Origin of the sequence: Aquamicrobium sp. LC103 (genome assembly GCF_001014615.2) — a bacterium.
Classification (GTDB): Bacteria; Pseudomonadota; Alphaproteobacteria; order Rhizobiales; family Rhizobiaceae; genus LBCQ02.
The window spans coordinates 1-24,258 of sequence record NZ_LBCQ02000002.1; the positions used below are offsets into that span (position 1 = coordinate 1).

The 24,258-nt window shown below is 63.9% G+C and carries 25 protein-coding genes; 15 read left to right on the forward strand and 10 right to left on the reverse strand.

Features of this window, described 5'->3' with window-relative positions:
• The first annotated feature begins 66 nt into the window (after positions 1–66).
• The 4 genes from prmB to XW59_RS03420 all read left to right on the forward strand — a co-directional run bounded on the left by prmB (position 67) and on the right by XW59_RS03420 (position 4,056).
• On the forward strand, positions 67–1,005 hold the full coding sequence (prmB, locus tag XW59_RS03405) for a 50S ribosomal protein L3 N(5)-glutamine methyltransferase (RefSeq protein WP_047143846.1): 939 nt from the start codon (positions 67–69) through the stop codon (positions 1,003–1,005).
• 97 nt (positions 1,006–1,102) lie between these two features.
• Positions 1,103–2,290 carry a glycine C-acetyltransferase gene (locus XW59_RS03410; RefSeq protein WP_047143382.1) on the forward strand — a complete coding sequence of 396 codons (1,188 nt, stop codon included), beginning with the start codon at positions 1,103–1,105 and terminating at the stop codon, positions 2,288–2,290.
• Positions 2,291–2,327: 37 nt separating this feature from the next.
• On the forward strand, positions 2,328–3,362 hold the full coding sequence (gene tdh, locus XW59_RS03415) for an L-threonine 3-dehydrogenase (RefSeq protein ID WP_047143383.1): 1,035 nt from the start codon (positions 2,328–2,330) through the stop codon (positions 3,360–3,362).
• Positions 3,363–3,483: 121 nt separating this feature from the next.
• A complete protein-coding gene (locus XW59_RS03420; RefSeq protein ID WP_082137383.1) occupies positions 3,484–4,056 on the forward strand; it encodes an HPP family protein in 573 nt (190 codons plus the stop codon).
• A 10-nt stretch (positions 4,057–4,066) separates the two neighbouring features.
• Here the strand turns inward: XW59_RS03420 and XW59_RS03425 are convergent, their stop codons facing one another.
• The 3 genes from XW59_RS03425 to XW59_RS03435 all read right to left on the reverse strand — a co-directional run bounded on the left by XW59_RS03425 (position 4,067) and on the right by XW59_RS03435 (position 5,231).
• The gene (locus tag XW59_RS03425; protein ID WP_047143384.1) at positions 4,067–4,468 is read right to left on the reverse strand and encodes a type II toxin-antitoxin system VapC family toxin; all 402 of its coding nucleotides are present in this window, start codon (positions 4,466–4,468) and stop codon (positions 4,067–4,069) included.
• Positions 4,468–4,719, reverse strand: a complete 252-nt coding sequence (locus XW59_RS03430) for a type II toxin-antitoxin system prevent-host-death family antitoxin (RefSeq protein WP_047143385.1) — start codon at positions 4,717–4,719, stop codon at positions 4,468–4,470. Before XW59_RS03430 ends, XW59_RS03425 begins: the two co-directional genes overlap by 1 nt.
• 62 nt (positions 4,720–4,781) lie before the next feature.
• Positions 4,782–5,231 (reverse strand): MarR family transcriptional regulator, encoded by a 450-nt coding sequence (locus tag XW59_RS03435; protein ID WP_047143386.1) that lies wholly within the window; start codon positions 5,229–5,231, stop codon positions 4,782–4,784.
• Between the two features lie 109 nt (positions 5,232–5,340).
• On the opposite strand from XW59_RS03435, the gene hmgA reads away from it, so the two are divergent.
• The 7 genes from hmgA to XW59_RS03470 all read left to right on the forward strand — a co-directional run bounded on the left by hmgA (position 5,341) and on the right by XW59_RS03470 (position 11,340).
• Positions 5,341–6,654, forward strand: coding sequence for a homogentisate 1,2-dioxygenase (gene hmgA, locus XW59_RS03440; protein ID WP_047143387.1), 1,314 nt, complete (start codon positions 5,341–5,343; stop codon positions 6,652–6,654).
• Positions 6,651–7,520, forward strand: coding sequence for an MBL fold metallo-hydrolase (locus XW59_RS03445; RefSeq protein ID WP_137326976.1), 870 nt, complete (start codon positions 6,651–6,653; stop codon positions 7,518–7,520). The genes hmgA and XW59_RS03445 overlap by 4 nt, the downstream gene beginning before the upstream one ends.
• A gap of 9 nt (positions 7,521–7,529) precedes the next feature.
• Positions 7,530–8,552: a fumarylacetoacetate hydrolase family protein gene (locus XW59_RS03450; RefSeq protein WP_047143389.1), complete on the forward strand. Its 1,023-nt coding sequence runs from the start codon at positions 7,530–7,532 to the stop codon at positions 8,550–8,552.
• A gap of 329 nt (positions 8,553–8,881) precedes the next feature.
• Complete coding sequence (locus XW59_RS03455) at positions 8,882–10,504, forward strand: FAD-dependent oxidoreductase (protein ID WP_047143390.1); 1,623 nt, start codon at positions 8,882–8,884, stop codon at positions 10,502–10,504.
• On the forward strand, positions 10,494–10,703 hold the full coding sequence (locus XW59_RS03460) for a DUF2783 domain-containing protein (protein WP_136067917.1): 210 nt from the start codon (positions 10,494–10,496) through the stop codon (positions 10,701–10,703). Before XW59_RS03455 ends, XW59_RS03460 begins: the two co-directional genes overlap by 11 nt.
• A gap of 96 nt (positions 10,704–10,799) precedes the next feature.
• Positions 10,800–11,033 (forward strand): BrnT family toxin, encoded by a 234-nt coding sequence (locus tag XW59_RS03465; protein WP_047143392.1) that lies wholly within the window; start codon positions 10,800–10,802, stop codon positions 11,031–11,033.
• Complete coding sequence (locus XW59_RS03470) at positions 11,026–11,340, forward strand: BrnA antitoxin family protein (RefSeq protein WP_047143393.1); 315 nt, start codon at positions 11,026–11,028, stop codon at positions 11,338–11,340. Before XW59_RS03465 ends, XW59_RS03470 begins: the two co-directional genes overlap by 8 nt.
• 57 nt (positions 11,341–11,397) lie before the next feature.
• Here XW59_RS03470 and hppD read toward each other — a convergent pair whose 3' ends face one another.
• Positions 11,398–12,510 carry a 4-hydroxyphenylpyruvate dioxygenase gene (hppD, locus tag XW59_RS03475; RefSeq protein ID WP_047143848.1) on the reverse strand — a complete coding sequence of 371 codons (1,113 nt, stop codon included), beginning with the start codon at positions 12,508–12,510 and terminating at the stop codon, positions 11,398–11,400.
• A 124-nt stretch (positions 12,511–12,634) separates the two neighbouring features.
• Here hppD and XW59_RS03480 point away from each other — a divergent pair, with 124 nt between their 5' ends.
• The 4 genes from XW59_RS03480 to XW59_RS03495 all read left to right on the forward strand — a co-directional run bounded on the left by XW59_RS03480 (position 12,635) and on the right by XW59_RS03495 (position 16,352).
• Positions 12,635–13,102 carry an Lrp/AsnC family transcriptional regulator gene (locus XW59_RS03480; RefSeq protein WP_047143394.1) on the forward strand — a complete coding sequence of 156 codons (468 nt, stop codon included), beginning with the start codon at positions 12,635–12,637 and terminating at the stop codon, positions 13,100–13,102.
• A 155-nt stretch (positions 13,103–13,257) separates the two neighbouring features.
• Entirely contained in the window at positions 13,258–14,310 is a 1,053-nt protein-coding gene (locus tag XW59_RS03485; protein WP_047143395.1) for a TRAP transporter substrate-binding protein, read from the forward strand.
• Positions 14,311–14,502: 192 nt separating this feature from the next.
• Positions 14,503–15,033, forward strand: a complete 531-nt coding sequence (locus XW59_RS03490; RefSeq protein ID WP_047143396.1) for a TRAP transporter small permease — start codon at positions 14,503–14,505, stop codon at positions 15,031–15,033.
• Positions 15,030–16,352 carry a TRAP transporter large permease gene (locus XW59_RS03495; RefSeq protein WP_047143397.1) on the forward strand — a complete coding sequence of 441 codons (1,323 nt, stop codon included), beginning with the start codon at positions 15,030–15,032 and terminating at the stop codon, positions 16,350–16,352. The genes XW59_RS03490 and XW59_RS03495 overlap by 4 nt, the downstream gene beginning before the upstream one ends.
• Before the next feature lie 55 nt (positions 16,353–16,407).
• Here XW59_RS03495 and XW59_RS03500 read toward each other — a convergent pair whose 3' ends face one another.
• The 6 genes from XW59_RS03500 to XW59_RS03525 all read right to left on the reverse strand — a co-directional run bounded on the left by XW59_RS03500 (position 16,408) and on the right by XW59_RS03525 (position 24,251).
• Positions 16,408–16,743: a TIGR01244 family sulfur transferase gene (locus tag XW59_RS03500; protein ID WP_047143398.1), complete on the reverse strand. Its 336-nt coding sequence runs from the start codon at positions 16,741–16,743 to the stop codon at positions 16,408–16,410.
• Positions 16,744–16,859: 116 nt separating this feature from the next.
• Positions 16,860–18,008 (reverse strand): acyl-CoA dehydrogenase family protein, encoded by a 1,149-nt coding sequence (locus XW59_RS03505; RefSeq protein ID WP_047143399.1) that lies wholly within the window; start codon positions 18,006–18,008, stop codon positions 16,860–16,862.
• Between the two features lie 15 nt (positions 18,009–18,023).
• A complete protein-coding gene (gene pimC / locus XW59_RS03510) occupies positions 18,024–19,226 on the reverse strand; it encodes a pimeloyl-CoA dehydrogenase large subunit (RefSeq protein ID WP_047143400.1) in 1,203 nt (400 codons plus the stop codon).
• 61 nt (positions 19,227–19,287) lie between these two features.
• The gene (locus XW59_RS03515) at positions 19,288–20,469 is read right to left on the reverse strand and encodes an acetyl-CoA C-acyltransferase (RefSeq protein ID WP_047143401.1); all 1,182 of its coding nucleotides are present in this window, start codon (positions 20,467–20,469) and stop codon (positions 19,288–19,290) included.
• Positions 20,470–20,484: 15 nt separating this feature from the next.
• A complete protein-coding gene (locus tag XW59_RS03520) occupies positions 20,485–22,155 on the reverse strand; it encodes an AMP-binding protein (RefSeq protein ID WP_047143402.1) in 1,671 nt (556 codons plus the stop codon).
• Between the two features lie 2 nt (positions 22,156–22,157).
• Complete coding sequence (locus tag XW59_RS03525) at positions 22,158–24,251, reverse strand: 3-hydroxyacyl-CoA dehydrogenase NAD-binding domain-containing protein (protein WP_047143403.1); 2,094 nt, start codon at positions 24,249–24,251, stop codon at positions 22,158–22,160.
• Positions 24,252–24,258 lie beyond the last annotated feature (7 nt).

Below are 24,258 nucleotides of genomic sequence, written 5' to 3' on the forward strand. Positions count from 1 at the left end.
CGACGTCCACGCCCTCATCCTCGGCAGAGCACAGACCGGGATACAGGCGTTCTTTTGATGCGCGGCATGCCGGAACCGGTTCGGCCCGATCCGCGCCGGGAAATCGAGGAACTGGCCACGTTGCGCGACGTGCTGCGCTACGCGGTCAGCGCCTATGCCGGCGCGGGCCTGCATTTCGGGCACGGCTCGTCGACGGCGCTCGACGAGGCCGTGTTCCTGATCCTGGAAAGCCTGAACCTGCCGATCGACGACTTCAACGCCTTCGCCGATGCGCGGCTGACGCGTCGCGAAAAGGCGCTTCTGGGCGAACGCATCGCGTTGCGGATCGAGAAGCGGCTGCCGGCCGCCTATCTGACGGGGCGTTCCTATCTGGCGGGCTACCCGTTCCGTTCCGACGCGCGCGCGCTCGTCCCGCGCTCCTACATCGCCGAGCTCCTGTCCTCGCCGCTCTTCGATGGGTCGGATGGGGGATTGGCGCTCGTTTCCGAGCCGGAGGAAGTCACCTCCGTGCTGGACCTCTGCACCGGCGGCGGGTCGCTGGCGATCCTGGCCGCCCATGCCTTCCCGAACGCGGACGTCGACGCCGTGGACCTGTCGACCGACGCACTTGCGCTGGCCGCCGAAAACGTCGCCGATCACGGGCTGGAAGACCGCGTCACGTTGCTGGAGGGCGATCTCTACGCACCCGTGGCGGGCAGGACCTACGATCTCGTCATCACCAACCCTCCCTATGTCGGGCGCGAGGTGATGGAGGCGCTGCCGGACGAGTTCCGCCACGAGCCGGCGATGGCGCTCGACGGCGGGGAGGACGGTTTCGACCTCGTGCGCCGCATCCTTTCCGGGGCGGCCGTCCATCTCAATCCCGGCGGCGGCATCCTCTGCGAGATGGGCACGGATCGCGACATCCTCGACGATGAATATCCCCAAATTCCGTTCCTGTGGCTCGACAGCGAGGAGAGCGAGGGCGAGGTGTTCTGGCTGCGCCGAGAGGATCTTCCGGGCTAGACCGCGGGATCGGCGGCGGTGGAGGTTCCGTCCCTATTTTAGGGTGGATTTCCGTCGCGATCCGGCGAAAACTGCAAGCCTCGTGACGGAGTAGGAAATGTCCCGCAAATTCATCACGCATCTGAGTTCGGAACTCGACGAGATCAAAACCGCCGGCCTCTACAAGTCCGAGCGCGTGATCAGCTCGATGCAGTCGGCCGAGATCGAGGCGGACGGCCGCAAGGTGCTGAACTTCTGCGCCAACAACTATCTCGGCCTCGCCGACAGCGAGGAACTGCGCGAGGCGGCGAAGGCCGCGCTCGACCGCTACGGCTACGGCATGGCCTCGGTGCGTTTCATCTGCGGCACGCAGGAGGAGCACAAGGCGCTCGAGGCAAAGATTTCCGCCTTCCTCGGCATGGAGGACACGATCCTCTATTCCTCCTGTTTCGATGCCAATGCCGGCCTGTTCGAGACGCTGCTTTCCGAAGAGGACGCGATCATCTCGGACGCGCTCAACCACGCCTCGATCATCGATGGCGTGCGGCTGTCGAAGGCCAGGCGCTACCGCTACGCCAACAACGACATGGCCGAATTGGAGGCGCGCCTGAAGGAGGCTTCCGACGCCCGCTTCCGGCTGATCGCCACCGACGGCGTTTTTTCGATGGACGGCATCATCGCCAACCTCAAGGGCGTCTGCGATCTCGCCGAGGAATATGACGCGATGGTGATGGTGGACGACAGCCATGCGGTCGGCTTCGTCGGCGCCCATGGTCGCGGATCGCCGGAACATTGCGGCGTCGAGGACCGCGTCGACATCGTCACCGGCACGCTCGGCAAGGCGCTTGGAGGAGCCTCCGGCGGCTATACCAGCGGCAGGAAGGAGGTGGTCGACTGGCTGCGCCAGCGCTCGCGCCCCTATCTCTTCTCCAACACGCTGATGCCGGCGATCGCAGGCGCCTCGCTCAAGGTGTTCGAAATGGTCGAAAACGGCGACGAGCTGCGCCACAGGCTCTACGACAACGCCGAGCGGTTCCGCGACGGCATGACGAAGCTTGGTTTTTCCCTGGCCGGCGCCGGTCATCCCATCGTCCCGGTGATGCTGGGCGAGGCCGCGCTTGCGCAGAAGATGGCCGAGCGCATGCTCGACCACGGCATCTACGTCATCGGATTCTCCTTCCCGGTCGTGCCGAAGGGCCTTGCCCGCATTCGCACCCAGATGTCGGCCGCGCACTCCTTCGGGGACATCGACCGCGCCGTGGCGGCATTCGGCGAGGTGGGGAGGGAATTGGGAGTGATATCGTGAAGTTCCTGGCTCTTTCAGCATTCCGGGGAAGTCTTCCATGTCCAACATGATGCGCGCGCTGGTGAAGGCCAAGGCCGAGCCGGGTATCTGGATGGAACAGGTGCCGTTGCCGGAGATCGGACCGAACGACGTCCTCATCAAGGTCAGGAAGACGGCGATCTGCGGCACCGACGTCCATATCTACAATTGGGACGAATGGGCGCGGAAGACCGTGCCCGTGCCCATGGTGACCGGCCACGAGTTCGTCGGCGAGGTGGCGGATTTCGGCGCGGCAGTGACCGAGTACAAGGTCGGCCAGCGGGTCGCGGGCGAAGGCCACATCGTCTGCGGCCATTGCCGCAACTGCCGCGCCGGCAGGGGACATCTGTGCCGCAATACGCTCGGCGTGGGCGTCAACCGGCCGGGGGCGTTTGCCGAATATGTCGCGCTGCCGCAGCACAATGTCGTGCCGATTCCCGACGACATTCCGGACGAGATCGCGGCGATCTTCGATCCGCTCGGCAACGCGGTTCACACGGCGCTTTCCTTCGATCTCGTCGGCGAGGACGTCCTGGTGACCGGCGCCGGACCGATCGGCATCATGGGCGCGCTGGTGGCGCAATGCGTCGGCGCCCGCAAGGTGGTGATCACCGACATCAATCCCGTGCGCCTCGATCTCGCGCGCAAGCTCGGCGTCCATCATGTCGTCAACGCCTCGAAGGAGGATCTGCGCGACGTCATGCGGGAGGAGGGCATGACCGAGGGCTTCGACATCGGCCTCGAAATGTCGGGCTCAGCCACGGCCTTCCGCGACATGATCGATACGATGAACAATGGCGGCAAGATCGCCATTCTCGGCATCGCGCCGACCGGCTTCGAGATCGACTGGAACAAGGTGATCTTCAAGATGCTGCACCTGAAGGGCATCTACGGCCGCGAGATGTTCGAGACCTGGTACAAGATGATCGCCCTGGTGCAGGGGCCGCTGGACGTTTCGGGGCTGATCACGCACCGGCTCGCCGCGGATGACTACATAAAGGGCTTCGAGGCGATGAAGAGCGGCAATTCAGGCAAGGTCGTCATGGACTGGTAGCCGCCAGGTAAAGTTTTCCTCAGCTTTCCGCGCGGAAAGGAATTCGTTCGTTTTTTCCGGCGCGCCGCCGGTGTATGGACGCGCCTGCGCAAGAACATTGAACTGAATTCCGAGTATCTGAATGTCCGACGAGAAGCTGGAAGGCGTTGCTTTCCCCGCGTGGAGCAAGGCCGGCGCCAGGCGGCGCGAGCTTGCCAATGTCATCCGCTCGGTAACGAGGCGCCACGAGCCTCCCGTCGATTTCGGGTCGAACCTCAAGGCGGGCCTGGGTGCGGTGTGGGGCATGAGCATGGTCGCCTATCTTGCCGTGCTCACGGGTCTGCCTCTGCTGCTTGCGCCGCTCGGCGCCACGGCGGCTCTCCTCTTCGGCCAGCCGTCGAGCCCGCTGTCGCAGCCCGTGAACATCATGGGCGGTTATCTGATCGGCACCATCGCCTGCGAGCTGGCGTTCTTCGCCTTTCCGGGCGAATGGGTCGCCACCGCCGGCGCCGTGGGGGCGGCCATCGTCGTGATGCGGGCACTGAGGGTCACCCATCCGCCGGCCGGCGCCCTGCCGATCGTCGGCTTCAACGGGATGGTTCACGGAACGCAGCTTTTCCTGGTGGGCTTGCTGAGCAGCGTCATATTGATCGCGCTCGCCCTCGTCGTTCATCGCATACCGCCGCGGCGCGAATATCCGATCGGCAACAAGTGAGGGGCTGAGGCTATTCGAAAGCTCGAAGGCCAGCCGCTTGGACCGCCGACGCCAGACGACGATCCAGCGTCGCCAATGGAAATCCGGTGCGCTGCGCGAGTTCCAAATAGGCCGCGTCGTAAATGGTGAGGCTATGACGGCGAGCGACATCCAGTAATTGTTGATCTTCGACGTCGGTATCCTCAGAAATCGAATGCCGTGCAAGAATTTCCAATGCGGTCCGTGTCGTTTCGGAGGTCATTCGCCCACGCCGTTCAGCGACAATCAGCAGATTTCGAACTTCGAACCACCAAATGGCCGGTACCAACGCAGCTTCGCTGATCAAACGCAAACGACATTTCTCTCCCAACGGATGTTTTTCGTCCGGGAGCAGCCATGCAGCGGTCACCGAGGCATCCAAAATGAAGGTCATCAGTATTTGTGACCTTCGTGGCGTGCTTCAAGAATGTCCTCGATAGTTATTCCTGATTTAGGAAGTTTCGTGCGTAGTTCTTCCAACGCCTCCACCGCCTTGCGGGCGCGCTCCCTGTCAAAACCTTCAGGGGGAACGATCCGAGCGATGGTTCTGCCATGGCGCGTTATATCCACGGTCTCTCCGCGCTCGACGTCGCTCAGCAGCGCCGAGAATTTCGCTTTGGCTTCAGTAGCAGGCACGATCTTCATGATTTACCTCATCGGACCGGTCAAAATGACCTCTTATAATATGGAGGGTGGTTGTTTCGACGTCAACGCGGCATCAGGACCCGTTCCAGCGCCTCGAGACCGCGCAGGAGCGCGCCGCGGTCCTCCTCGCTGAGGCTCTCCAGCATCTTCGCCTCGAAGCCCGTGGCGAGCGGCACGAGTTCACGATAGGCGGCGGCGCCGGTTTTGGACAAGGCGAGATATTCGACGCGCCGGTCCGTCGGGCAGGCGTCTCTCACCAGCCATTTCCGTTTTTCCAGCGCCGCCACGGCGCGCGACACCTTGGTCTTGTGCATGGCGGAATGCTCGCCGATGCCGGTGGCGGTCATGACGCCATATTGCCCGAGCGTGGCGAGGAGTCGCCATTCCGGCCGCGTCAGCCCATACTTGTCCCTGTAGATGCGGGCGAAATCGCGGCTCACCGCGTCCGCCAGACGGTTGAACCGATAGGGGAGGAAGCTCTCGAGTTCGAGGATTTCCCGTTCCGCTGCCACGTTTTCACTCCCGCTGTCTCAAAAAACCGCGTCGCGCGATTGATGGTTACATTTTCAATCGTTACGGATGCAACAAATTCGATCGGTCGTCAAACGACGGGAGGTTGTCATGACCATTTCCTACATGCCGGGCTTCGGCAACGATTTCGAGACGGAGACCTTGCCGGGCTCGTTGCCGCAAGGCCGTAACAGTCCGCAGCGGCCGGCCTACGGACTCTATGCCGAGCAGCTTTCCGGCTCGCCCTTCACCGCGCCGCGCGGTACCAACGAGCGCTCCTGGCTCTATCGCATCCGTCCCAGCGTGAAGCATCATGGCCGGTTCGAGCCGGCGGCATACCCTCACTGGAAGTCGGCGCCCAGCCTCGACGATCACGAACTGCCGCTCGGCCAGTTGCGCTGGAATCCGATTCCGATGCCGGACGAGAAGACCGATTTCCTCTCCGGCATGCGGACGATGACCACGGCGGGCGACACGCTGGGCCAGGCCGGCATGGCCTCCCATGTCTATGTCGCGAACACGGACATGGTCGACGATCATTTCTTCAATGCCGACGGCGAGCTTCTGATCGTGCCGCAGGTCGGCGGAGTCCGTTTCGTCACCGAGATGGGTATCATCGAGCTTCGGCCGGGCGAGATCGCCGTGCTTCCGCGCGGACTGGTGTTCAAGGTCGAGCTGATCGACGGCCCCGCGCGCGGCTATGTCTGCGAGAACTACGGCGCGAAGTTCACCATGCCGGATCGTGGGCCGATCGGCGCGAACTGCCTTGCCAACCCCCGCGATTTCAAGACGCCGGTGGCGTGGTTCGAGGACAAGGAGACGCCCTGCCGCATCGTCGTGAAGTGGTGCGGCAAATTCTACGTCACCGAGATCGGCCATTCGCCGCTCGACGTGGTCGCCTGGCACGGCAACTACGCGCCCTACAAATACGATCTGGCGACCTTCTCGCCGGTCGGCGCCATCCTCTTCGATCACCCCGACCCTTCGATCTTTACCGTGCTGACGGCGCCGAGCGGTGAGGAAGGCACGGCCAATGTCGATTTCGTCATCTTCCCGCCGCGCTGGGCGGTAGCGGAGGACACGTTCCGCCCGCCATGGTACCATCGCAACATCATGAGCGAGTTCATGGGTCTCATCCACGGCCAGTACGACGCCAAGGAAGAGGGCTTCGTGCCCGGTGGCATGAGCCTTCACAACATGATGCTGGCGCATGGCCCCGACGCGTCGGGTTTCGAGAAGGCGTCGCGGGTCGACCTCAAGCCGGTCAAGCTCGAGAACACCATGGCCTTCATGTTCGAGACGCGCTTCCCGCAATTGCTTACCCGCTACGCGGCCGAGCATGACAGCCGGCAGGACAATTACATCGACTGCTGGGCCGATCTGAAGAAGCGCTTCAACGGCACGCCGGAAGGCGACTGGAGTTGAACGACCGGCTGGTAATCCTGGGCTCGAAGGGCGGCCCGGCGATCCGGCCCGGGGGACCTTCGCCCACCTCGTCGCTGCTCGAACTCGGCGGGCGCAGGATCGTCGTCGATTGCGGCCTCGGGGTGACACGGGGGCTGGTCGATGCCGGCATGCATCTCGCTTCGCTCGACCTCGTCTTCGTCACCCATCTGCATTCGGATCACGTGCTGGAGCTCGGCGGCCTGATCCACACCGCCTGGACCGCGGGACTGAAGACGCCTGTTCGCGTCTTCGGCCCACCGGGCACGGAGCATGTCTGGCGCCGCTTTGCCGAGGCGCTGGAGTTCGACATCGAGATACGCATCGTCGACGAGGGGCGCCCCGACATTCGCGAACTCGTGGTCGTGGAAGAGTTTTCCGAGGGAGAAATATTCGAATACGAGAGCCTGAGGGTTTCGGCGCTGCGGGTGGATCACCCGCCGGTGGTCGACGCTTTCGCGCTGCGCTTCGAGAGCGATGGCCGTTCGGTCGTCTTTTCCGGCGACACCGCCTTCTGTCCGCCGCTTGCGCAGTTCGCGCGCGGCGCCGACATCCTCGTGCATGAGGCGATGCTTGAAGCCGGTGTCGACCGGCTCGTCGCGCGCACCGGCAATGGCGCGAGGCTCAGGGAGCATCTTCTGGCCAGCCACAGTTTCGCCGACGAAGCCGGGCGCATCGCGGCGGAAGCCTCGGCCGGCCGGCTCGTGCTGCATCACCTGATTCCGGCCGACGATCCCGAAGTGACGGAGACGGATTGGCTGGACGCGGTTCGCAAAACATGGTCCGGTCCGGTGACGGTGGGTCGCGACGGGCTTTCGGTTCCGTTCGACCCGGATAAAAAACGATAGGGAGGTGCAATGAAACTTGCCACGCTGAAAAACGGCTCGCGCGATGGACGGCTCGTCGTCGTTTCGAGGGACCTGACCCGCTGCACGGACGCGTCGTTCCTGGTTTCGACGCTTCAGGCCGCTCTCGACGACTGGGTGCGGATCTCGCCGCATCTGGCGGCCCTTGCCGAAAGCCTCGAGCATGGATCGGTGCCGTCCGAGCGCTTTCACGAGCACGACGCGCATTCGCCGCTGCCGCGCGCCTATCAATGGGCGGACGGATCGGCCTATGTGAATCACGTCGAGCTGGTCAGAAAGGCGCGCGGCGCGGCACTGCCGGAGAGCTTCTGGACCGATCCGCTGATCTATCAGGGCGGCTCCGACAGCTTCCTCGCTCCGCGCGACCCGATCGTGATGGCCGACGAGGCCTGGGGCATCGACATGGAGGGAGAGGTTGCCGTCATCGTCGACGACGTGTCCGCCGGCGCGAGCGTGGATGAGGCGCGCGCCGCCATCCGCCTGATTATGCTGGTGAACGACGTCTCGCTGCGCGGCCTGATCCCGGCCGAGCTTGGCAAGGGCTTCGGTTTCTTCCAGTCGAAGCCCTCCTCGGCCTTCTCGCCGGTGGCGGTGACGCCGGACGAATTGGGCGATGCGTGGGACGGAGGCAAGGTTAGCCTGCCGCTGATCGTCGACTACAACGGCAAGCCGTTCGGCAAGGCCGAGGCCGGCGTCGACATGACCTTCGACTTTCCGACCCTCGTCGCGCATGCGGCGAAGTCCCGGCCGCTCGCGGCGGGTTCGATCATCGGGTCGGGAACGGTTTCGAACAAGCTCGACGGCGGGCCGGGCAAGCCGATCGCCGAAGGCGGCGTCGGATATTCCTGCATCGCCGAAATCCGCATGATCGAGACGATCGAGGGCGGCAAGCCGCAGACGCCGTTCATGCGTTTCGGCGACACGGTTCGCATCGAGATGAAGGACAGGGAAGGACACTCGATCTTCGGAGCGATCGAGCAGACGGTCGAGAAGCATAGTCCCGCTGAGGGGTAGGGAGAGATGGTGCGTCCTTCGAGGCTCGCTTCGCTCGCACCTCAGGATGAGGGAGGTTGTGCATCGAGCGCCAGTCGTGGGTTCGAGCACAAGTCGTGGGTTCGAGAATAAGCGGTCCTCATCCTGAGGCGTGAGCGAAGCGAGCCTCGAAGGATCGCCAGATGTGGGATCGCGGTGATGAAGGGGAAGGTGACGCACGGCTTCGACGTGTTCCTCCGTGACAGGCAGGATGCTGACATGGAATTCCGCGTCCATGGAAAGCGGATCGGGATATCCTTGCGGAATCCGATGCGGCTCATGCCAGGCCCAGATGAGGCTGTTCGTACCTGATGCCCCGCTATGCCTATGCGCCGTTTCCCTATGTGACGCCGCCCGAACTGAGGGGCGAAGTCTCGGCGCGCCGGCCGGTCGTCATCGTCGGCGCGGGGCCGGTCGGGCTCGCCGCCGCGATCGATTGCGCCTTGCGCGGCGTACGCTGCATCGTGCTCGACGACAATGACGTCGTCTCGCTCGGCAGCCGCGCCATCTGCTGGTCGAAGCGCACGCTGGAGATATTCGACCGCCTCGGCGTCGGCGAGCGTATGGTGGAGAAGGGCGTGACGTGGAAGGTCGGCCGCCTGTTTCATCGCGACCGGGAAGTGTGGAGCTTCGACCTCCTGCCGGAGGCAGGCCACAAAATGCCGGCCTTCATCAACCTGCAGCAATATTACGTCGAGCAGTATCTGGTCGAGCGGGTCGCCGACTTTCCGGACCTGATCGACCTGCGCTGGAAGAACCGCGTGACGGGCGTCGAGCAATATGCCACCGGCGTTCGCGCGCGGGTCTCCACGCCTGACGGAGACTACACGCTCGAGGCCGATTGGCTGATCGCCTGCGACGGGGCGCTCTCGCCGATCCGCGTCATGATGGAGCTCGACTTCGAAGGGCGCGTCTTCGAGGAACGCTTCCTCATCGCCGATGTCGAGATGCAGGCGGATTTCCCGCCCGAACGCTGGTTCTGGTTCGAGCCGCCCTTTCACAAGGGTCAGTCGGCGCTGCTGCACAAGCAGCCGGACAACATCTACCGCATCGACCTGCAACTCGGCTGGGACGCCGATCCGGAAGAAGAGAAGAAGCCGGAAAACGTCATCCCGCGCATCGCGAAGGTGATCGGCCATGGCGATTTCGAGCTCGACTGGGTTTCCGTCTACACCTTCCAATGCCGGCGGCTCGGGAAATTCGTCCACGACCGCGTGATCTTCGCGGGCGACAGCGCCCATGTCGTCTCGCCCTTCGGCGCGCGCGGCGGCAATGGCGGCATCCAGGACGTGGACAATCTCATCTGGAAGCTGGCGATGGTGGTGAAAGGCGAGGCACCGTCGTCGCTGATTTCGACCTATGACGAGGAGCGCGTTCGTGGCGCGGAGGAGAACATCGTGAACTCCGCCCGCGCCACCTCCTTCATGACGCCGAAGACGGAGATGGAGCGGATTTTCCGTGACGGGGTCCTGCGACTGGCGGGTGCCCACGAATTCGCTCGCCGGCTGGTCAATTCCGGTCGACTGTCGCGCGCCTGCTCGCTCGCCGGATTGTCGCTCCAGTCGGCGGAGATCGAGGCGTCCGGCGTTCCGGTAGGCGCCGCCATGCCCGACGCGCCGGTGGAGGACGGCGAAGCCGGCTGGCTGCTGGAGCACGTGGGAAAGCGCTTCGCCGTCATGGCTGTCGGGGTCGATCTGCCCGGCGGTCTGCCGGAAGACGTCGATCGCATTTTCGTCACCGGCGATCGCGCGCGCCGCGCGGAGGGCGCTACGACCTTGATCGATGCCCAGGGGCTGGTCACCCAACGCTATGGGGCGGGCATGATCTACCTGTTGCGGCCCGACCAGCACGTCGCCGCGCGTTTCGCCGATCCTGCCGGGAAGGAGGTGGCGGCCGCCTATCGCCGCGCCATTGGAGGATATGATGGCTACTGACGACGATATCGGCCGCGACCGTCTTGGCGCTGCCGGCGACGATTTCTACGCGGAGCTCATGGCCGCGCATGAGGGGCTCACTTTCGAACAAAGCGCGCAGCTCAACGCCCGGCTGGTGCTGCTGCTCGCCAACGAGGTCGGCGATCTCGATAGGCTGAAGAAGGTGCTGACGGCGGCGCGGGTTAAAGATAGCTTGTAGGCTTGGGCAATGTCGCAGGGGGGAAGAGCGTGCAGAGGACGATTTTTTGTAGCTACATTTTTCTTGATATTTTTTATGTAGCTACATAAATTCAGCATGAAGATCGTCTGGGACGAGCCGAAACGGCTGGCGAATCTTGATAAGCACGGGCTCGATTTCGACTGGGCACATGCTGTTATCGAAGGCGACCGCGATAGAAGGTTCAAGGCGATAAGCTACTTTGTCGATGGTGCGGCAGTCGTTATTTATGCGGCTTTGGGCAGCGAGGCGATATCGATCATAAGCTTTCGCCCTGCCAGTGCGAAGGAAAGAAGAAGGCTCCATGGCTAGCCGAAAGACGCTGAAACAGTTTGTGCCAGGCCGTGGCTATTCCAAGAAAGATTGGGATGCGGTCGATAGCCCGGAACTGACCGACGAGGAACTGGGTCGGATGCGTCTTGCTCGGGAAGTCCTGCCGCCTGGGTTCTTCGAGACCCTTGAGAAAAGCCGTCAAACACGGGGACGCCCCCCATTGGACAACCCCAAGAAACAGGTAACGTTGCGGCTCGACGCGGACGTGGTGGAACGTTTTCGCGCAGAAGGACCTGGTTGGCAAAGCCGTATCAACGAGGCCTTGCGGAAGGCTGCGGGGCTTTGAAGCGGAGTGGCGCCAGAGACCTATCTCGGGCGCCCTCCTTTCCTACGGCGGTGACATTTATTCCGCCGCGTCGACCTTCAAGACACCGCGCCTGATCTGATCCTCCTCGATGGATTCGAAGAGCGCGCGGAAATTGCCCTCGCCAAAACCTTCGTCGCCCTTCCGTTGGATGAACTCGAAGAAGATCGGGCCAATCACGGTTTTGGAGAAGATCTGCAGCAGGATCTTGGTCGTGCCGCCGTCGACCACGCCTTCGCCATCGATGAGGATGCCGTGCTTCTTCATGCGGTCGACCGGCTCGTCATGGCCGTTCACGCGGGTCTGCGACATCTCGTAATAGGTCTCCGGCGGGCCGGGCATGAATTTCAGCCCGTTTTCGGAGAGCCGGTCGGTGGCCCCATAGATCTCGTCGGTGCCGACGGCGATATGCTGGATGCCTTCACCCTTGTATTTCCGGAGATACTCGGCGATCTGGCTCGTCTCGTCCTTCGATTCGTTGAGCGGAATGCGGATTTTCCCGCAAGGCGACGTGATCGCCCGGCTGACGAGGCCGGTGATCCTGCCGTCGATGTCGAAGAAGTGGATCTGCTTGAAGCCGAAGAGGTCGCGATAGAAATCCCACCACTTGTCCATGTTGCCGCGATAGACATTGTGGGTCAGGTGGTCGAGATAATAGAAGCCGACGCCTTCGGGTTTCGGGTCGCGCTCGCCCAGCCATTCGAACTCGACGTCGTAGGCCGAACCCTTCTCGCCATAGCTTTCGATGAAATAGAGGAGCGACCCGCCGATGCCGACGATGGCGGGCACGTCGAGCGCTTTGTCGCTGCCCTCATAGGCGGTGGCGCCGTTCTTGACGGCTTGTTCCAGCGCATGTTGCGCATCCACCACCCGCCAGGCCATGGAAGGCGCGCAGGGGCCGTGCTCGGCGACGAATTTCATCGCATGCGAATTGGGCTCCGCGTTCACGACATAATTGATGTCGCCCTGCCGCCAAACGGTGATGTTCTTGCTTCTGTGCCTGGCCACCGGCTTGTAGCCCATGCGGATGAAAAGCTCGGAAAGCTTTTCCGGATCGTCATGGGCGAATTCGACGAATTCGAAACCGTCGGTGCCGGCCGGGTTCTCCTTGGAGATCGTGGCCGGCGGTGCGTCGTGCGGAAAAGGACCCATCGTGTGCCTCCCTTCATGTCCGTTGTTGAAAAAATGATAGCGCTTCGATCCCGCAAGGGGGTTGCATTCGATGCGCCAGACGATGGAAAGTGTGCACGATAATTGCATTGAAATGGGAGAGTTTATGTCTGACACGCAGATTGATGGTTTTGACCGCAAGATATTGTCGCTTCTCCAGGAAGATGCGCGCCTCACCAACAACGACCTGTCCGAGCGCGTGAACCTGTCGCCGTCGCAATGCTCGCGCCGTCGACAGAGGCTGGAGGAGGAGGGGCTCATCCGCGGCTACCGCGCCGTGCTCGACCGCGAGCGACTGGGATTTCCGCTCGTCAACGTCATCTCGGTGACGCTGGCGACCCACAATCGCGACAATGCCCGCCGGTTCGCCGATCTCCTGACACGACTGCCCGAAGTTCAGGAAGCCCATGCCCTCACCGGCGAAATGGACTACATTCTGAAGGTCGTCACGCCCGATCTGAAATCGCTGGCGGATTTCGTCAACGAGGTCCTGCTGCCGCATGAATCGGTCCAGCACGTGAAGACGGCCATCGTGCTGCAGACGCTCAAGGAAACCGGCGCGCTGCCGATCTGAGCGAATGCTATTTCGTGCCTGTTGGAAGCGTTACGAAAATAAGCCTTTTGAACGCTTTATTGTTACATAATTTTCTGTAGGATCGCGCGATCGGACCGGATCAAATCGCGGCGGAGGAACCGCGCCGGTCCGTGGTACTTCAGGGAGGAAATCGAATGCGAACTTCTTCGATCGGGAAATTGGCGCTGGCCGCATCGGTGGCCGCCGCCGGCTGGCTCGCGGTTGCGACTTCGAGCTTCGCGCAGGAGGTGACGCTGCGGCTGCACCAGTTCCTGCCGGCACAGGCGAACGTGCCCAAGCACGTACTCGACCCCTGGGCGGACAAGGTGGAGAAGGATTCAGGCGGGCGCATCAAGATCGAGCGCTACGCCGCGATGACCTTGGGCGGTACCCCGCCGCAGCTCATCGACCAGGCGCAGGACGGCACCGTCGACATCGTCTGGACGCTTCCGGGGTCCACCCCCGGCCGGTTCCCGAGCACTGAAGTGTTCGAGCTTCCCTTCATGATGACGAATGCGGAAGCGACCTCGCGGGCCTATTGGGACCTTTTCGAATCGCGCATGAAGGATGGCGAGTTCAAGGATCTCCATATCATCAGCGCCTGGGTGCATGGTCCCGGCGTGGTCCATTCCAAGACCCCGGTCGAAAAGCTGGAGGATCTCCAGGGCATGAAGGTCCGCGCGCCGACCCGCATCATCAACAGCCTGCTCGGCCAGCTCGGCGCGACGCCTGTCGGCATGCCCGTGCCCGCGGTGACCGAGGCGTTGTCGAAAGGCGTCATCGACGGCGCGGTGATCCCGTGGGAGGTCGTGCCGTCGCTGAAGGTCGAGGAACTGGTCGGCAACCACACCGAATTCGGCGGCGACCACGCGCTCTACACCACCACCTTCGTGCTCGCCATGAACAAGGCGCGCTACGAGAGCCTGCCCGACGATTTGAAGAAGGTGATCGACGATAATTCCGGCCAGGACGTTTCGGCGCTCTTCGGAAAGACGCAGGCCGAGTACGATGTTCCAGGCCGCAAGCTCGCCGTTGATCGCAAGAACAACATCATCGAGCTCAGCGCCGAGCAGGTCGACGCCTGGAAAACGGCCGCCCAGCCGGTGATCGACAATTGGGTGGCCGACATGGACGGCAAGAGCCTCGACGGCAAGGGCCTCCTCGAGGAGGCGCGCGGCCTCATCGACAAATACACGAAGGAACAGTAGCCCGACCCGTCTGACATGCCCGGAGGCAGGGATATATCCGGCCTGCCTTCGGGCGTCATCGAGCGAGAAGGCGGCCCGGAAAAACCAGCCTCCGCGCAAGCTCGCCTCACACCAAAAGCTATTCGCAGCGCTGTTGCCCTCGGTCTTGCGCGGCAGTAGCTTACGCATCGGAGTCAGGGGTGGAGAAACCACATGAAACGATCGGCGGCCATTGAATGGCTTGCGCGCGCGCTTGCCATCGTCGGCGGGCTCGTCCTCGTGCTTATCACGCTGCTGACGGTCGTCAGCATCACCGGGCGCGGTTTCGTGCGCTACGGCCTCGGCCCCATCCCCGGCGATTTCGAGCTCGTCGAGGCGCTGACGGCCTTCGCCGTATTCTCCTTCCTGCCCTGGTGCCAGGTCCAGCGTGCCCATGCGACGGTGGACGTGTTCACCAGCTTCATGCCCGACGGCTTCAACCGCTTCATCGACCTCGTCACCGAGTTGCTGATGACGCTTGTGATGGTGCTTATCGCATGGCGTCTCTGGTACGGCATGATGGACAAGATCCGCTACAACGAGACCACCTTCATCCTGCAGTTCCCGGTCTGGTGGGGATTCGCGGCGGCGATGTTCGCCGCTGTCGTCGCCGTCGTCGTCTCCGTCTACATGCTGCTGGTGCGCGCGGGTGAATTCAAGACCGGCAAATCCGCATTCGCGCCGACCCAGGGGGGCATGCATTGACCAACCTCGAACTCGGCATCTGGTCGTTTCCCGTCCTTCTCGTCCTCATTTTCCTTCGCATCCCGATCGGCCTCGCCATGCTTCTGTGCGGGCTGGCCGGAACCTGGCTGGTCATGGGCTCGACGGCGCCGATCCTGGCGAAGCTGAAGGGCGAGACCTATTCGACCTTCTCCAACTATTCGCTGTCGATCATCCCGCTGTTCCTCTTGATGGGGCAGTTCGCGTCGCTGGGCGGCATGTCGCAATCGCTGTTCAGGGCGGCGAACGCCTGGCTCGGCCACAGGCGCGGCGGCGTGGCGATGTCGGCCATCGGTGCCTGCGCCGGCTTCGGCGCGATCTGCGGATCGTCGCTCGCCACGGCCGCGACAATGGCCCAGGTGGCGCTGCCGGAATTGAAGCGCTACGGCTATTCGGGTGCGCTGGCGACGGGAACGCTGGCGGCCGGCGGCACGCTCGGCATCCTCATCCCGCCTTCCGTGGTTCTGGTGATCTATGCGATCCTGGCGGAGCAGAACATCGCCAAGCTGTTCGTCGCCGCCTTCGTGCCCGGCATATTGGCGGCGATCGGCTACATGATCGCGATCTCGATCTATGTGCGCCTTTACCCCGGTTCGGCCGGCTCCAGCCCGCGCGCGCCCTATTCCGAGCGTTTCCGGGCCTTGCTCGACGTATGGCCGGTGCTTCTCGTTTTCCTGGCGGTGGTCGGCGGCATCTATACCGGCTGGTTCACGCCGACCGAGGCCGCGGCGATCGGTGCCGCCGGCACCGGCCTGATCGCGCTGCTCAACGGCGGGCTGACACGGAAGACCTTCCTGGAATCCATCCTGATGACCGCGTCGGCGACGGCGATGATTTTCTTCATCGTCTATGGGGCGGCGATGTACAACAGCTTCCTGGCACTGTCGCAACTGCCGGCGAACGCAGCCGCCTTCATCACCGGCCAGGGCTTCGACCCGTGGCTGGTGCTCGTTGGCATCCTGATCTTCTACCTGATCCTCGGCTGCTTCATGGATTCGCTTTCCATGATCCTGCTGACGATCCCGATCTTCTTCCCGATCGTCACCGCGCTCGATTTCGGCCTGGGACCGGAGGAGTTTGCGATCTGGTTCGGCATTCTCGTGCTGATCGTGGTCGAGGTCGGGCTGATCACGCCGCCGGTGGGCATGAACCTCTTCATCATCAATTCGATGGCGAGGGACACGCCGATCATCCAGACCTATCGCGGCGTGACGCCTTTCGTCCTCAGCGACATCGTTCGGACGGTCCTGCTGACCATCTTCCCGGTCATCTCGCTGTTCATGGTGCGCTGGCTCTACTGAGCCGAAAAAAAGGCGCGGCCAGGCGGCCGCGCCATGAAAAGGTAAATCGGAAGGTTCAGCCGCGCTGCTGAATCAGCCCGTAGAGATTGGCGCAACGCGTGCCCGAGCGGCAATAGGCGAGAACCGGGCGCGGCAGCTCGTCGAGGGCGGCCGCCTGGTCGTCGACGTTCTCCTGGGTGATCTGTCCGCTGATCACCGGAATGTAGCGGAATTCCAGCCCCGCTTCCTCCGCGGCCTGACGGATCGCGTCGACCGGCGGCTGGCCGGGCTGCTCGTCGTCGGGTCGGTTGCAGATCAGGCTCTTGAAGCCGGCCTGCTTGACGAGCGCCACATCCGAAGCCTCGATTTGCGGGGCGACCGAGTAGTCGTCGTTTATCTGGCGGATTTCCATATTCGCATCCCTTCATGCCCGCCGGCCTCCGCCGACGGCGATTGTCTCCGTACCCCATATAGGAGGCTTGCGGTGTATGTGCCATGCCCCGGGCGGTCGGGCAATGGGGTGCCTGGTCAGGCGGCGGACAGACCGCCTTCGGCCGCAAGCGCGCGCAGGTGATGGTCGGCATCGCCGAAGGCGACGTCGAGCATCGTCATGCGCTTGAAGTAATGGCCGACCGCATATTCCATGGTCATGCCGACGCCACCGTGAAGCTGGATCGCGTTTTCGCCGACGACGCGCCCGCCCCTGCCGATCTCCGCCTTGGCGGCGTGCATGGCGCGCGCCCGCTCGTCGAGATCGTCGCTGTCGGCCATCATCGCGGCGTAGAGCGCCATCGAACGCGCCTGCTCCGTCGCCACGAACATGTCGACCGCCTTGTGTTGCAGTGCCTGGAACTGGCCGATCGGCACGCCGAACTGCTTGCGCACCTTCAGATATTCGACCGTCAGTTCGTGCATGCCCGACATCACGCCGATGGCCTCGGCGCAGAGAGCGGCAATGCCGATGTCGACGACTTCACGCACCAGCGCCAACCCGTCCTCCGCATTGCCGAAAAGATCGGCACTGTCGACTTTCACGTTGTCGAAAGCGACCTGGGCAGCGCGCTGGCCGTCCTGCGTCGGATATCCGCGCCGCGAGACGCCGTCGGCCGCCACGTCCACCATGAAGACGGCGACGCCGTTCTCGTCGCGTGTGCCGCCGGCGGTTCTGGCCGTGACGAAGAGCTTGTCGGCGCTGTCGCCGTGGAGCACGACGCTTTTCGCGCCGTTCAGCACATAGCCGCCGCCGTCCTTCGTCGCGGTGGTCTCGACATGGTTTAGATCGTAGCGCGAATTGCGTTCGGTATGGGCGAAGGCAAGCTTGAGCGCGCCTTCGGCCACCTGCGGGATGAACTCGGCGCGTTGATCGTCGTTGCCGCCGATGCGCAGGAAGCCGCCGCCGAGCACGACCGTTGGAAAATAAGGCTCGAGCGCGAGCGCCCGGCCGAACGATTCCATCACGATCATGGTTTCCACCGGCGTGCCGGCGAGGCCGCCGTCCTCCTCGGTGAAGGGCAGCGCCATCAGTCCCATCTCGGCATAGCGCGCCCACATTTCCGGGCTCCAGCCATCGGACGAGGCCATGTGGCGCTTGCGTTCCTCGAAGCCGTATTTGTCGGCAAGCAGCCGGTCGAGCGAGTCCTTCAGGATCGATTGTTCTTCGGAAAGATCGAAATCCATGTTCCTGGCGTTCCCCTATAGTCCCAAAACGGCCTTGGCGATGATGTTCTTCTGGATCTCGTTCGAGCCGCCATAGATCGAGACCTTGCGATAGTTGAAGTAGCCGGGCGCGGCACTCGCCGCATAGTCGGGCTCGATCGGCGGCTCGTTCGAGCCCTCCATCTCCTCGCCCTGGTAGGGCATCGCGTGCGGCCCCATCACCTGCATGAGGAGATGCGTGGTGGCCTGCTGGATTTCCGAGCCCTTGATCTTCAGGATCGAGGAGGCGGGATCCGGCTTGCCGGTGTTGCCGCGCTTGGCATCAGCGGCGACGACGCGAAGCTGTGTGATCTCCAGCGCCTTCAGGTCAATCTCGATGCTGGCGAGCTTCTCGCGAAAACGCTCGTCCTCGATCAGCGGCCGGCCGCCCGACATTTCCTTGGCGGCAAGCTCGCGGATGCGTGCTATCCGCTGCTTGGAGATGCCGACGCGGGCAATGTTGGTCCGCTCGTTGCCGAGCAGGAACTTGGCGTAGTCCCAACCGCGGTTCTCCTCGCCGACGAGGTTTTCGACCGGCACCCTTACGTCGGTGAGGAACACTTCGTTGATCTCCCTTCCGCCGTCGATGGTGACGATGGGGCGGACCTCGATGCCGGGCGTCTTCATGTCGATGAGCAGGAAGGAAATGCCTTGCTGCTTCTTCGCCTCGGGGTCGGTGCGCACCAGGCAGAAGATCCAATCGGCATATTGCGCGAGCGTTGTCCAGGTCTTCTGGCCGTTGACGACGTAGTGGTCGCCCTCGCGCACCGCGCGCGTCTTGAGCGAGGCGAGGTCGGAGCCCGCGCCGGGTTCGGAAAAGCCCTGGCACCACCAGTCGTCGAGATTGGCGATCCTCGGCAGGAAGCGTTTCTTCTGCTCCTCCGTCGCGAAGGTGTAGATCACCGGCCCGACCATGTTGACGCCGAAGGCCAGCGGTGCAGGGGCCGGAAATTTCTGCAGTTCCTCGAGGAAGATATACTGCTTCATCGGCCCCCAGCCGGTGCCGCCATATTCGACCGGCCAATGCGGCACCGCCCAGCCCTTGGCGTTGAGGATGCGGGTCCAGGTGACGAGATCGTCCTTGTCGATGTGCTCTCCGTCGATGAGCTTGCCGCGGATATCCTCCGGAAGATTCTCCTTGAAGAAGGAGCGAACCTCCTCGCGAAAGGCGACTTCCTCGTCGGTGAAACGAAGGTCCATGTCGAACTCTCCTCAGTCGATTGACCGCCACTCCGGCGAAACGGAGCGAGGGTGCTTCAAGTCAATTGATCTCGAACAGGCCCGCGGCGCCCATGCCGCCGCCGACGCACATCGTCACCACCGCGTATCTGACGCCGCGCCTCTTGCCCTCGATGAGCGCGTGGCCGGCGAGCCGCGAGCCGCTCATCCCGTAGGGATGGCCGACCGCGATCGCGCCGCCATTGACGTTGAGCTTCTCGGGATCGATGCCGAGCCGGTCGCGGCAGTAGATGACCTGCACGGCGAAAGCTTCGTTCAGTTCCCAAAGGCCGATGTCGTCGACCTTGAGCCCATGGCGATCGAGGAGGCGCGGCACGGCGAAGACCGGGCCGATGCCCATCTCGTCCGGCTCGCAGCCGGCGACCGCGAAGCCGCGGAAGATGCCGAGCGGTTCGAGCCCACGCTTCTCGGCGTCCTTCGCGCTCATCATGATATTGGCCGAGGCGCCGTCGGAAAGCTGGCTGGCATTGCCGGCGGTGATGAAGCCGCCCTCGCGCACCGGCCTGAGCCCGGCGAGGCCCTCCGCCGTCGTGTCGGGACGCGGGCCTTCGTCATGCGCGATCTCGACGTCGCGGTGGCTGACCTCCTTGGTCTCCTTGTCGACCACCGCCATGCGCGCCTTGATCGGCACGATCTCCGGGTCGAACAGGCCCGCCTCGCGCGCTGCCGCGACGCGGCGCTGGCTCGAAAGTCCGTATTCGTCCTGCTGCTCGCGCGAGATGCCATAGCGCTTGGCTACGTTCTCCGCCGTGTCGATCATGGGCAGGTAGACGTCCGGCTTGATCTGCATCAGCTTCTCGTCCATCAGCCGGTAGGTGTTGCGATGGTCGTTCTGGACGAGGCTGATCGATTCGAGGCCACCGGCGATGCCCGCCGTCACGCCGTCGTTGCGGATCGCGTTTGCGAGCAGCGCCATCGACTGCAGGCCGGACGAGCATTGCCGGTCGATGGTGGTGCCGGCGACGGTGACCGGGAGGCCGGCCGTCAGCAGCGCGCGGCGGGCGACGTTCAACCCCGTCGTGCCTTCCTGCATCGCGCAGCCCATGATGACGTCCTCGATCTCGCCGCCTTCGAGACCGGAGCGCTTCAGCGCATGCTCGATCGCGTGGCCGCCGAGCGTCGCGCCCGGCGTGTCGTTCAGCCCGCCCCGATAGGCCTTGCCGATCGGCGTTCTTGCGGTGGATACGATGACGGCTTCGCGCATTTGCGTTTCTCCCTTTCACGAAACCTTGGCGACATCACGCCGTTCGGCTTCTTCTTTCTTGAGTTCGAGCTTTGACAGTTTTCCGACCGGTGTGCGCGGCAACGCCTCGCGTATCTCCAGCGCCGACGGCATCTCGTGCGGGCCGAGCCGCGATTTGAGGAACAGGCGCAGCTCTTCAAGCGTCGGGCTTTCCGCTCCGGTCCGCAATTTGACGAACGCCTTCGGCGCCTCGCCGCGATATCCGTCGGGAATGCCGATAACCAGCACCTCCTCGATCGACGGGTGCTCGTAGATCGCCTGCTCGATCATCTGCGGATAGACGTTGAAGCCGCCACAGATGATCATGTCCTTCTTGCGGTCGACGATGGTGAAGAAACCTTCCTCGTCCATGTAGCCGATATCGCCGGTGAGGAATCCTCCGTCCGAAAACGCCGCCCCGCTTTCTTCGCCGCGGTTCAGATAGCCGCAGGTCACGTTCGGGCCGAAGACGCGCAGCTCGCCGACCTCTCCGGTCGGCAGAATACGGGACGGATCGTCGAGCGCCACGATGTCGAGATGGATGCCGGGCAGGGGCACGCCGATCGTCGCCATCTTGTCGGGCCGTCCCGGCGGGATGTTGGTGCCGGCGGGCGAGGTTTCGGTCATGCCCCAGCCGCCGAGAATGTCTCGGCCGGTCGCCGCCCTGAGTTTGCGCGCGATCTCCACCGGGAGCGGCGCGCCTCCCGAGGCGCAGTAGCGCAGCGAGGAAAGGTCGCGGTCCTCGAAACCGGGCGTCGCCGCGATCGCGATCCACATCGTCGGCACGGCGGGGAAGCTCGTCGCGCCGGCCTCGATCTCGGCGAGCGCCGTTTCAGCGTCGAAGCGCGTGTGCAGCCGCAATTCGAGGCCGTTGTTGAGTGCCCGCAGCATGACGGCCGTCAGCGCGTAGATATGGAACAGCGGCAGGAAGAGGAGCACCCGGTCGAGTCCCGGCCGGGTGAGCCCGTGCGCGGCGAACCAGAGATCGTAGGCCGAAACGGCGGAGGAAAGATTGCGATGGGTGAGCATCGCGCCCTTGGGCAGGCCGGTGGTGCCACCGGTATATTGCAGGAGCGCGAGGTCGTCGGCCGCGACCCGTGGAAGCTCGCCCGGACCGGCGCCGTCGACGAATTCCGCGAAGCTCGAAATCCTGTCGTCGTCTCCCGGCAGGGGACCGGCAAGGGGGGAGGGGCCATAGGCGGCGTCCTCGCCGACGACCATTCGGTCCACATGGCCGGCGTCGAGCAGCCTTCGGGCACGGATCGCGAGGTCGCCGACATTGGTGGTGACGAGGAGCCGCGCGCCGCTGTCGGAAAGCTTGTGATTCAGCACCTTCTCGCTGTCGAGCGGCGAAAGATGCACGACCGTGGCGCCCGCCTTCATCGCGCCGAAGAAGGCGATCGGATGATAGAGCGTGTTCGGCAGGAGCAGCGCGACGCGATTGCCCTTGGCGACGCCCGCGCGGACGAAGGCCGCCGCGCAGCGGTCGGCTTCCGCCTGCAGTTCATCATAGGCCAGGACGTTACCGCGAAAGACGAAGGCGGGTTGCCCGCCCCATCTGCGCGCGCCCTCGTCGACGATCCGCTGGACCGGATGGGCCGCGAGCTCCGCCTCCGGCGAAAGGCCCGCCGGATAGGATTTTCTCCAAAGGGCGGGGCCGCGAGGCATCTTCAGGAAGCCGACTTCGAGGTGAAACCGCTGCCCGCTTCCGCCAGCCTCTTGAGGAGAGGAGCTGGCTTGAAGACGTCCTTGCCGGTCTTGCCGTGCCAGTATTCGAGCCGCTCGACGATCTTCCGCAAGCCCTCGAGTTCGGCCCAGAACATCGGTCCGCCCTTGCCGATCGGAAAGCCGTAGCCGTTGGTCCAGACGATATCGATGTCGGACGGCCTGGCGGCGATCTTCTCCTCGAGGACGCGCGCGCCCTCGTTGATCATCGGGTAGAGCGTGCGCTCGGTGATCTCCTCGTCGGAGACGTTGCGTCGGTTGGTTCCGCGCTCGCGCGCCTTCTCCTCGATCAACCTTTCGACCTCTGCATCCGGCACCGGCGTGCGCGAGCCTTCCTCGTAGAGGTAGAAGCCCTTGCCGGTCTTCTGGCCGAATCGACCGGCCTCGCAGAGCGCGTCGGCGATCACCGCCGTCTTGCCGAGCGACTTGCGGTTGCGCCAGCCGATGTCGAGGCCGGCGAGATCGCCCATCTGGAAGGGTCCCATCGGCCAGCCGAAATCGGTGAAGACCTTGTCGACCTGTTGGGGCGTCGCGCCTTCAAGCAGTAGGTCCTCGCTCTCGGCCGAGCGCGCGCCGAGCATGCGGTTGCCGACGAAGCCGTGACAGACGCCGACCACGACCGGCACCTTGCCGATCTTGCGGGCAACGCCGAGCGCGGTGACGAGGACGTCGGGCGCGGTCTTTTTCCCCCGCACGATCTCCAGAAGCCGCATCACGTTCGCGGGCGAGAAGAAATGCAGGCCGAGCACGTCCTGTGGCCGACCGGTGGAGGAGGCGATCTCGTCGACGTCGAGATAGGATGTGTTGGAGGCCAGGATCGCACCGGGCTTGGCAACTTTGTCGAGCTTGCCGAAGACCTGCTTCTTGACGTCCATCTCCTCGAATACGGCCTCCACGATCAGGTCGCAATCGGCAAGGTCGGCATAGTCGGTGGTGCGCGAGAAGCGCGCCATGCGCTCCTGCTTCACTTCTTCGGAGAGCGAGCCGCGCGCGACGGAGATGGCGTAGTTCTTCTCGATCGTCGCAAAGCCGCGGTCGAGCGCCTCCTCGGACATTTCGAGCACGGTCACCGGCAGGCCGCCATTGACGAAGGACATGGCGATGCCGCCGCCCATCGTGCCGGCACCGATGACGCCGACCCGGGCGACCTGGCGGGGCGCTACGTCCTTGCCGATGCCGGGAACCTTGGCGGCTTCGCGTTCGGCGAAGAACAGATGGCGCTGGGCGCGCGACTGGTCGCCGGCGACCAGCTTCAGAAAGAGTTCGCGCTCCTTCTTGAGCGCCGCGTCGAAGTCGAGCGTGATGGCGTTGCGCACCGCCTCGGCGCAGGCGAGCGGCGCTTCGAGCCCGCGCGATTTCCTGGTCGCCTCCTTCACGGCAGCGTCGAAGCTTGCAAGATCGGCGCGGGCGGCTTCGATCTTGTCGTTGCGGTCGCGAACCGGAACGTGCGGCCCGCCCGTCCGGACCTTCGCTTGCGCGAATGCGACGGCGGCCGCGACAAGGTCGCCTTCGGCGACATCGTCCACAACGCCGGCCTTTAGAGCTTGCGCTGCGCCGATAGGTGCGCCGGACACGATCATTGCGACCGCCTTTTCCGGACCGACGAGGCGCGGCAGCCTCACCGTTCCGCCGGAGCCCGGCAGCAGGCCGAGCTTGACTTCCGGCAGGCCGACCTTCGCAGCCTTGTCGGCGACGCGGTAATGGCAGGCGAGCGCCAGCTCCAGCCCGCCGCCGAGCGCGGTGCCGTGGATCGCCGCGACGGTCGGCTTCGAGATCGTTTCGAGCAAGGCGCAGAGATCGGGAAGGGAGGGGCGCTGCAATTGCTTCGGCGTGCCGAACTCGGTGATGTCGGCGCCCGACACGAAGGTGCGGCCGGCGCAGGTGATCACGATGGCGCTCGCCGTCTCGTCGTCGCGCAGTGCCTCCAGCGCCTGGTGGAGCGGTTCGCGAAGATGCAGGCTCAGCGCGTTGACCGGAGGATTGTCGAGCGTGACCACCGCGACATCGCCGGCGCGCGAAACCTCAACATAACCGCTCATCTATTCC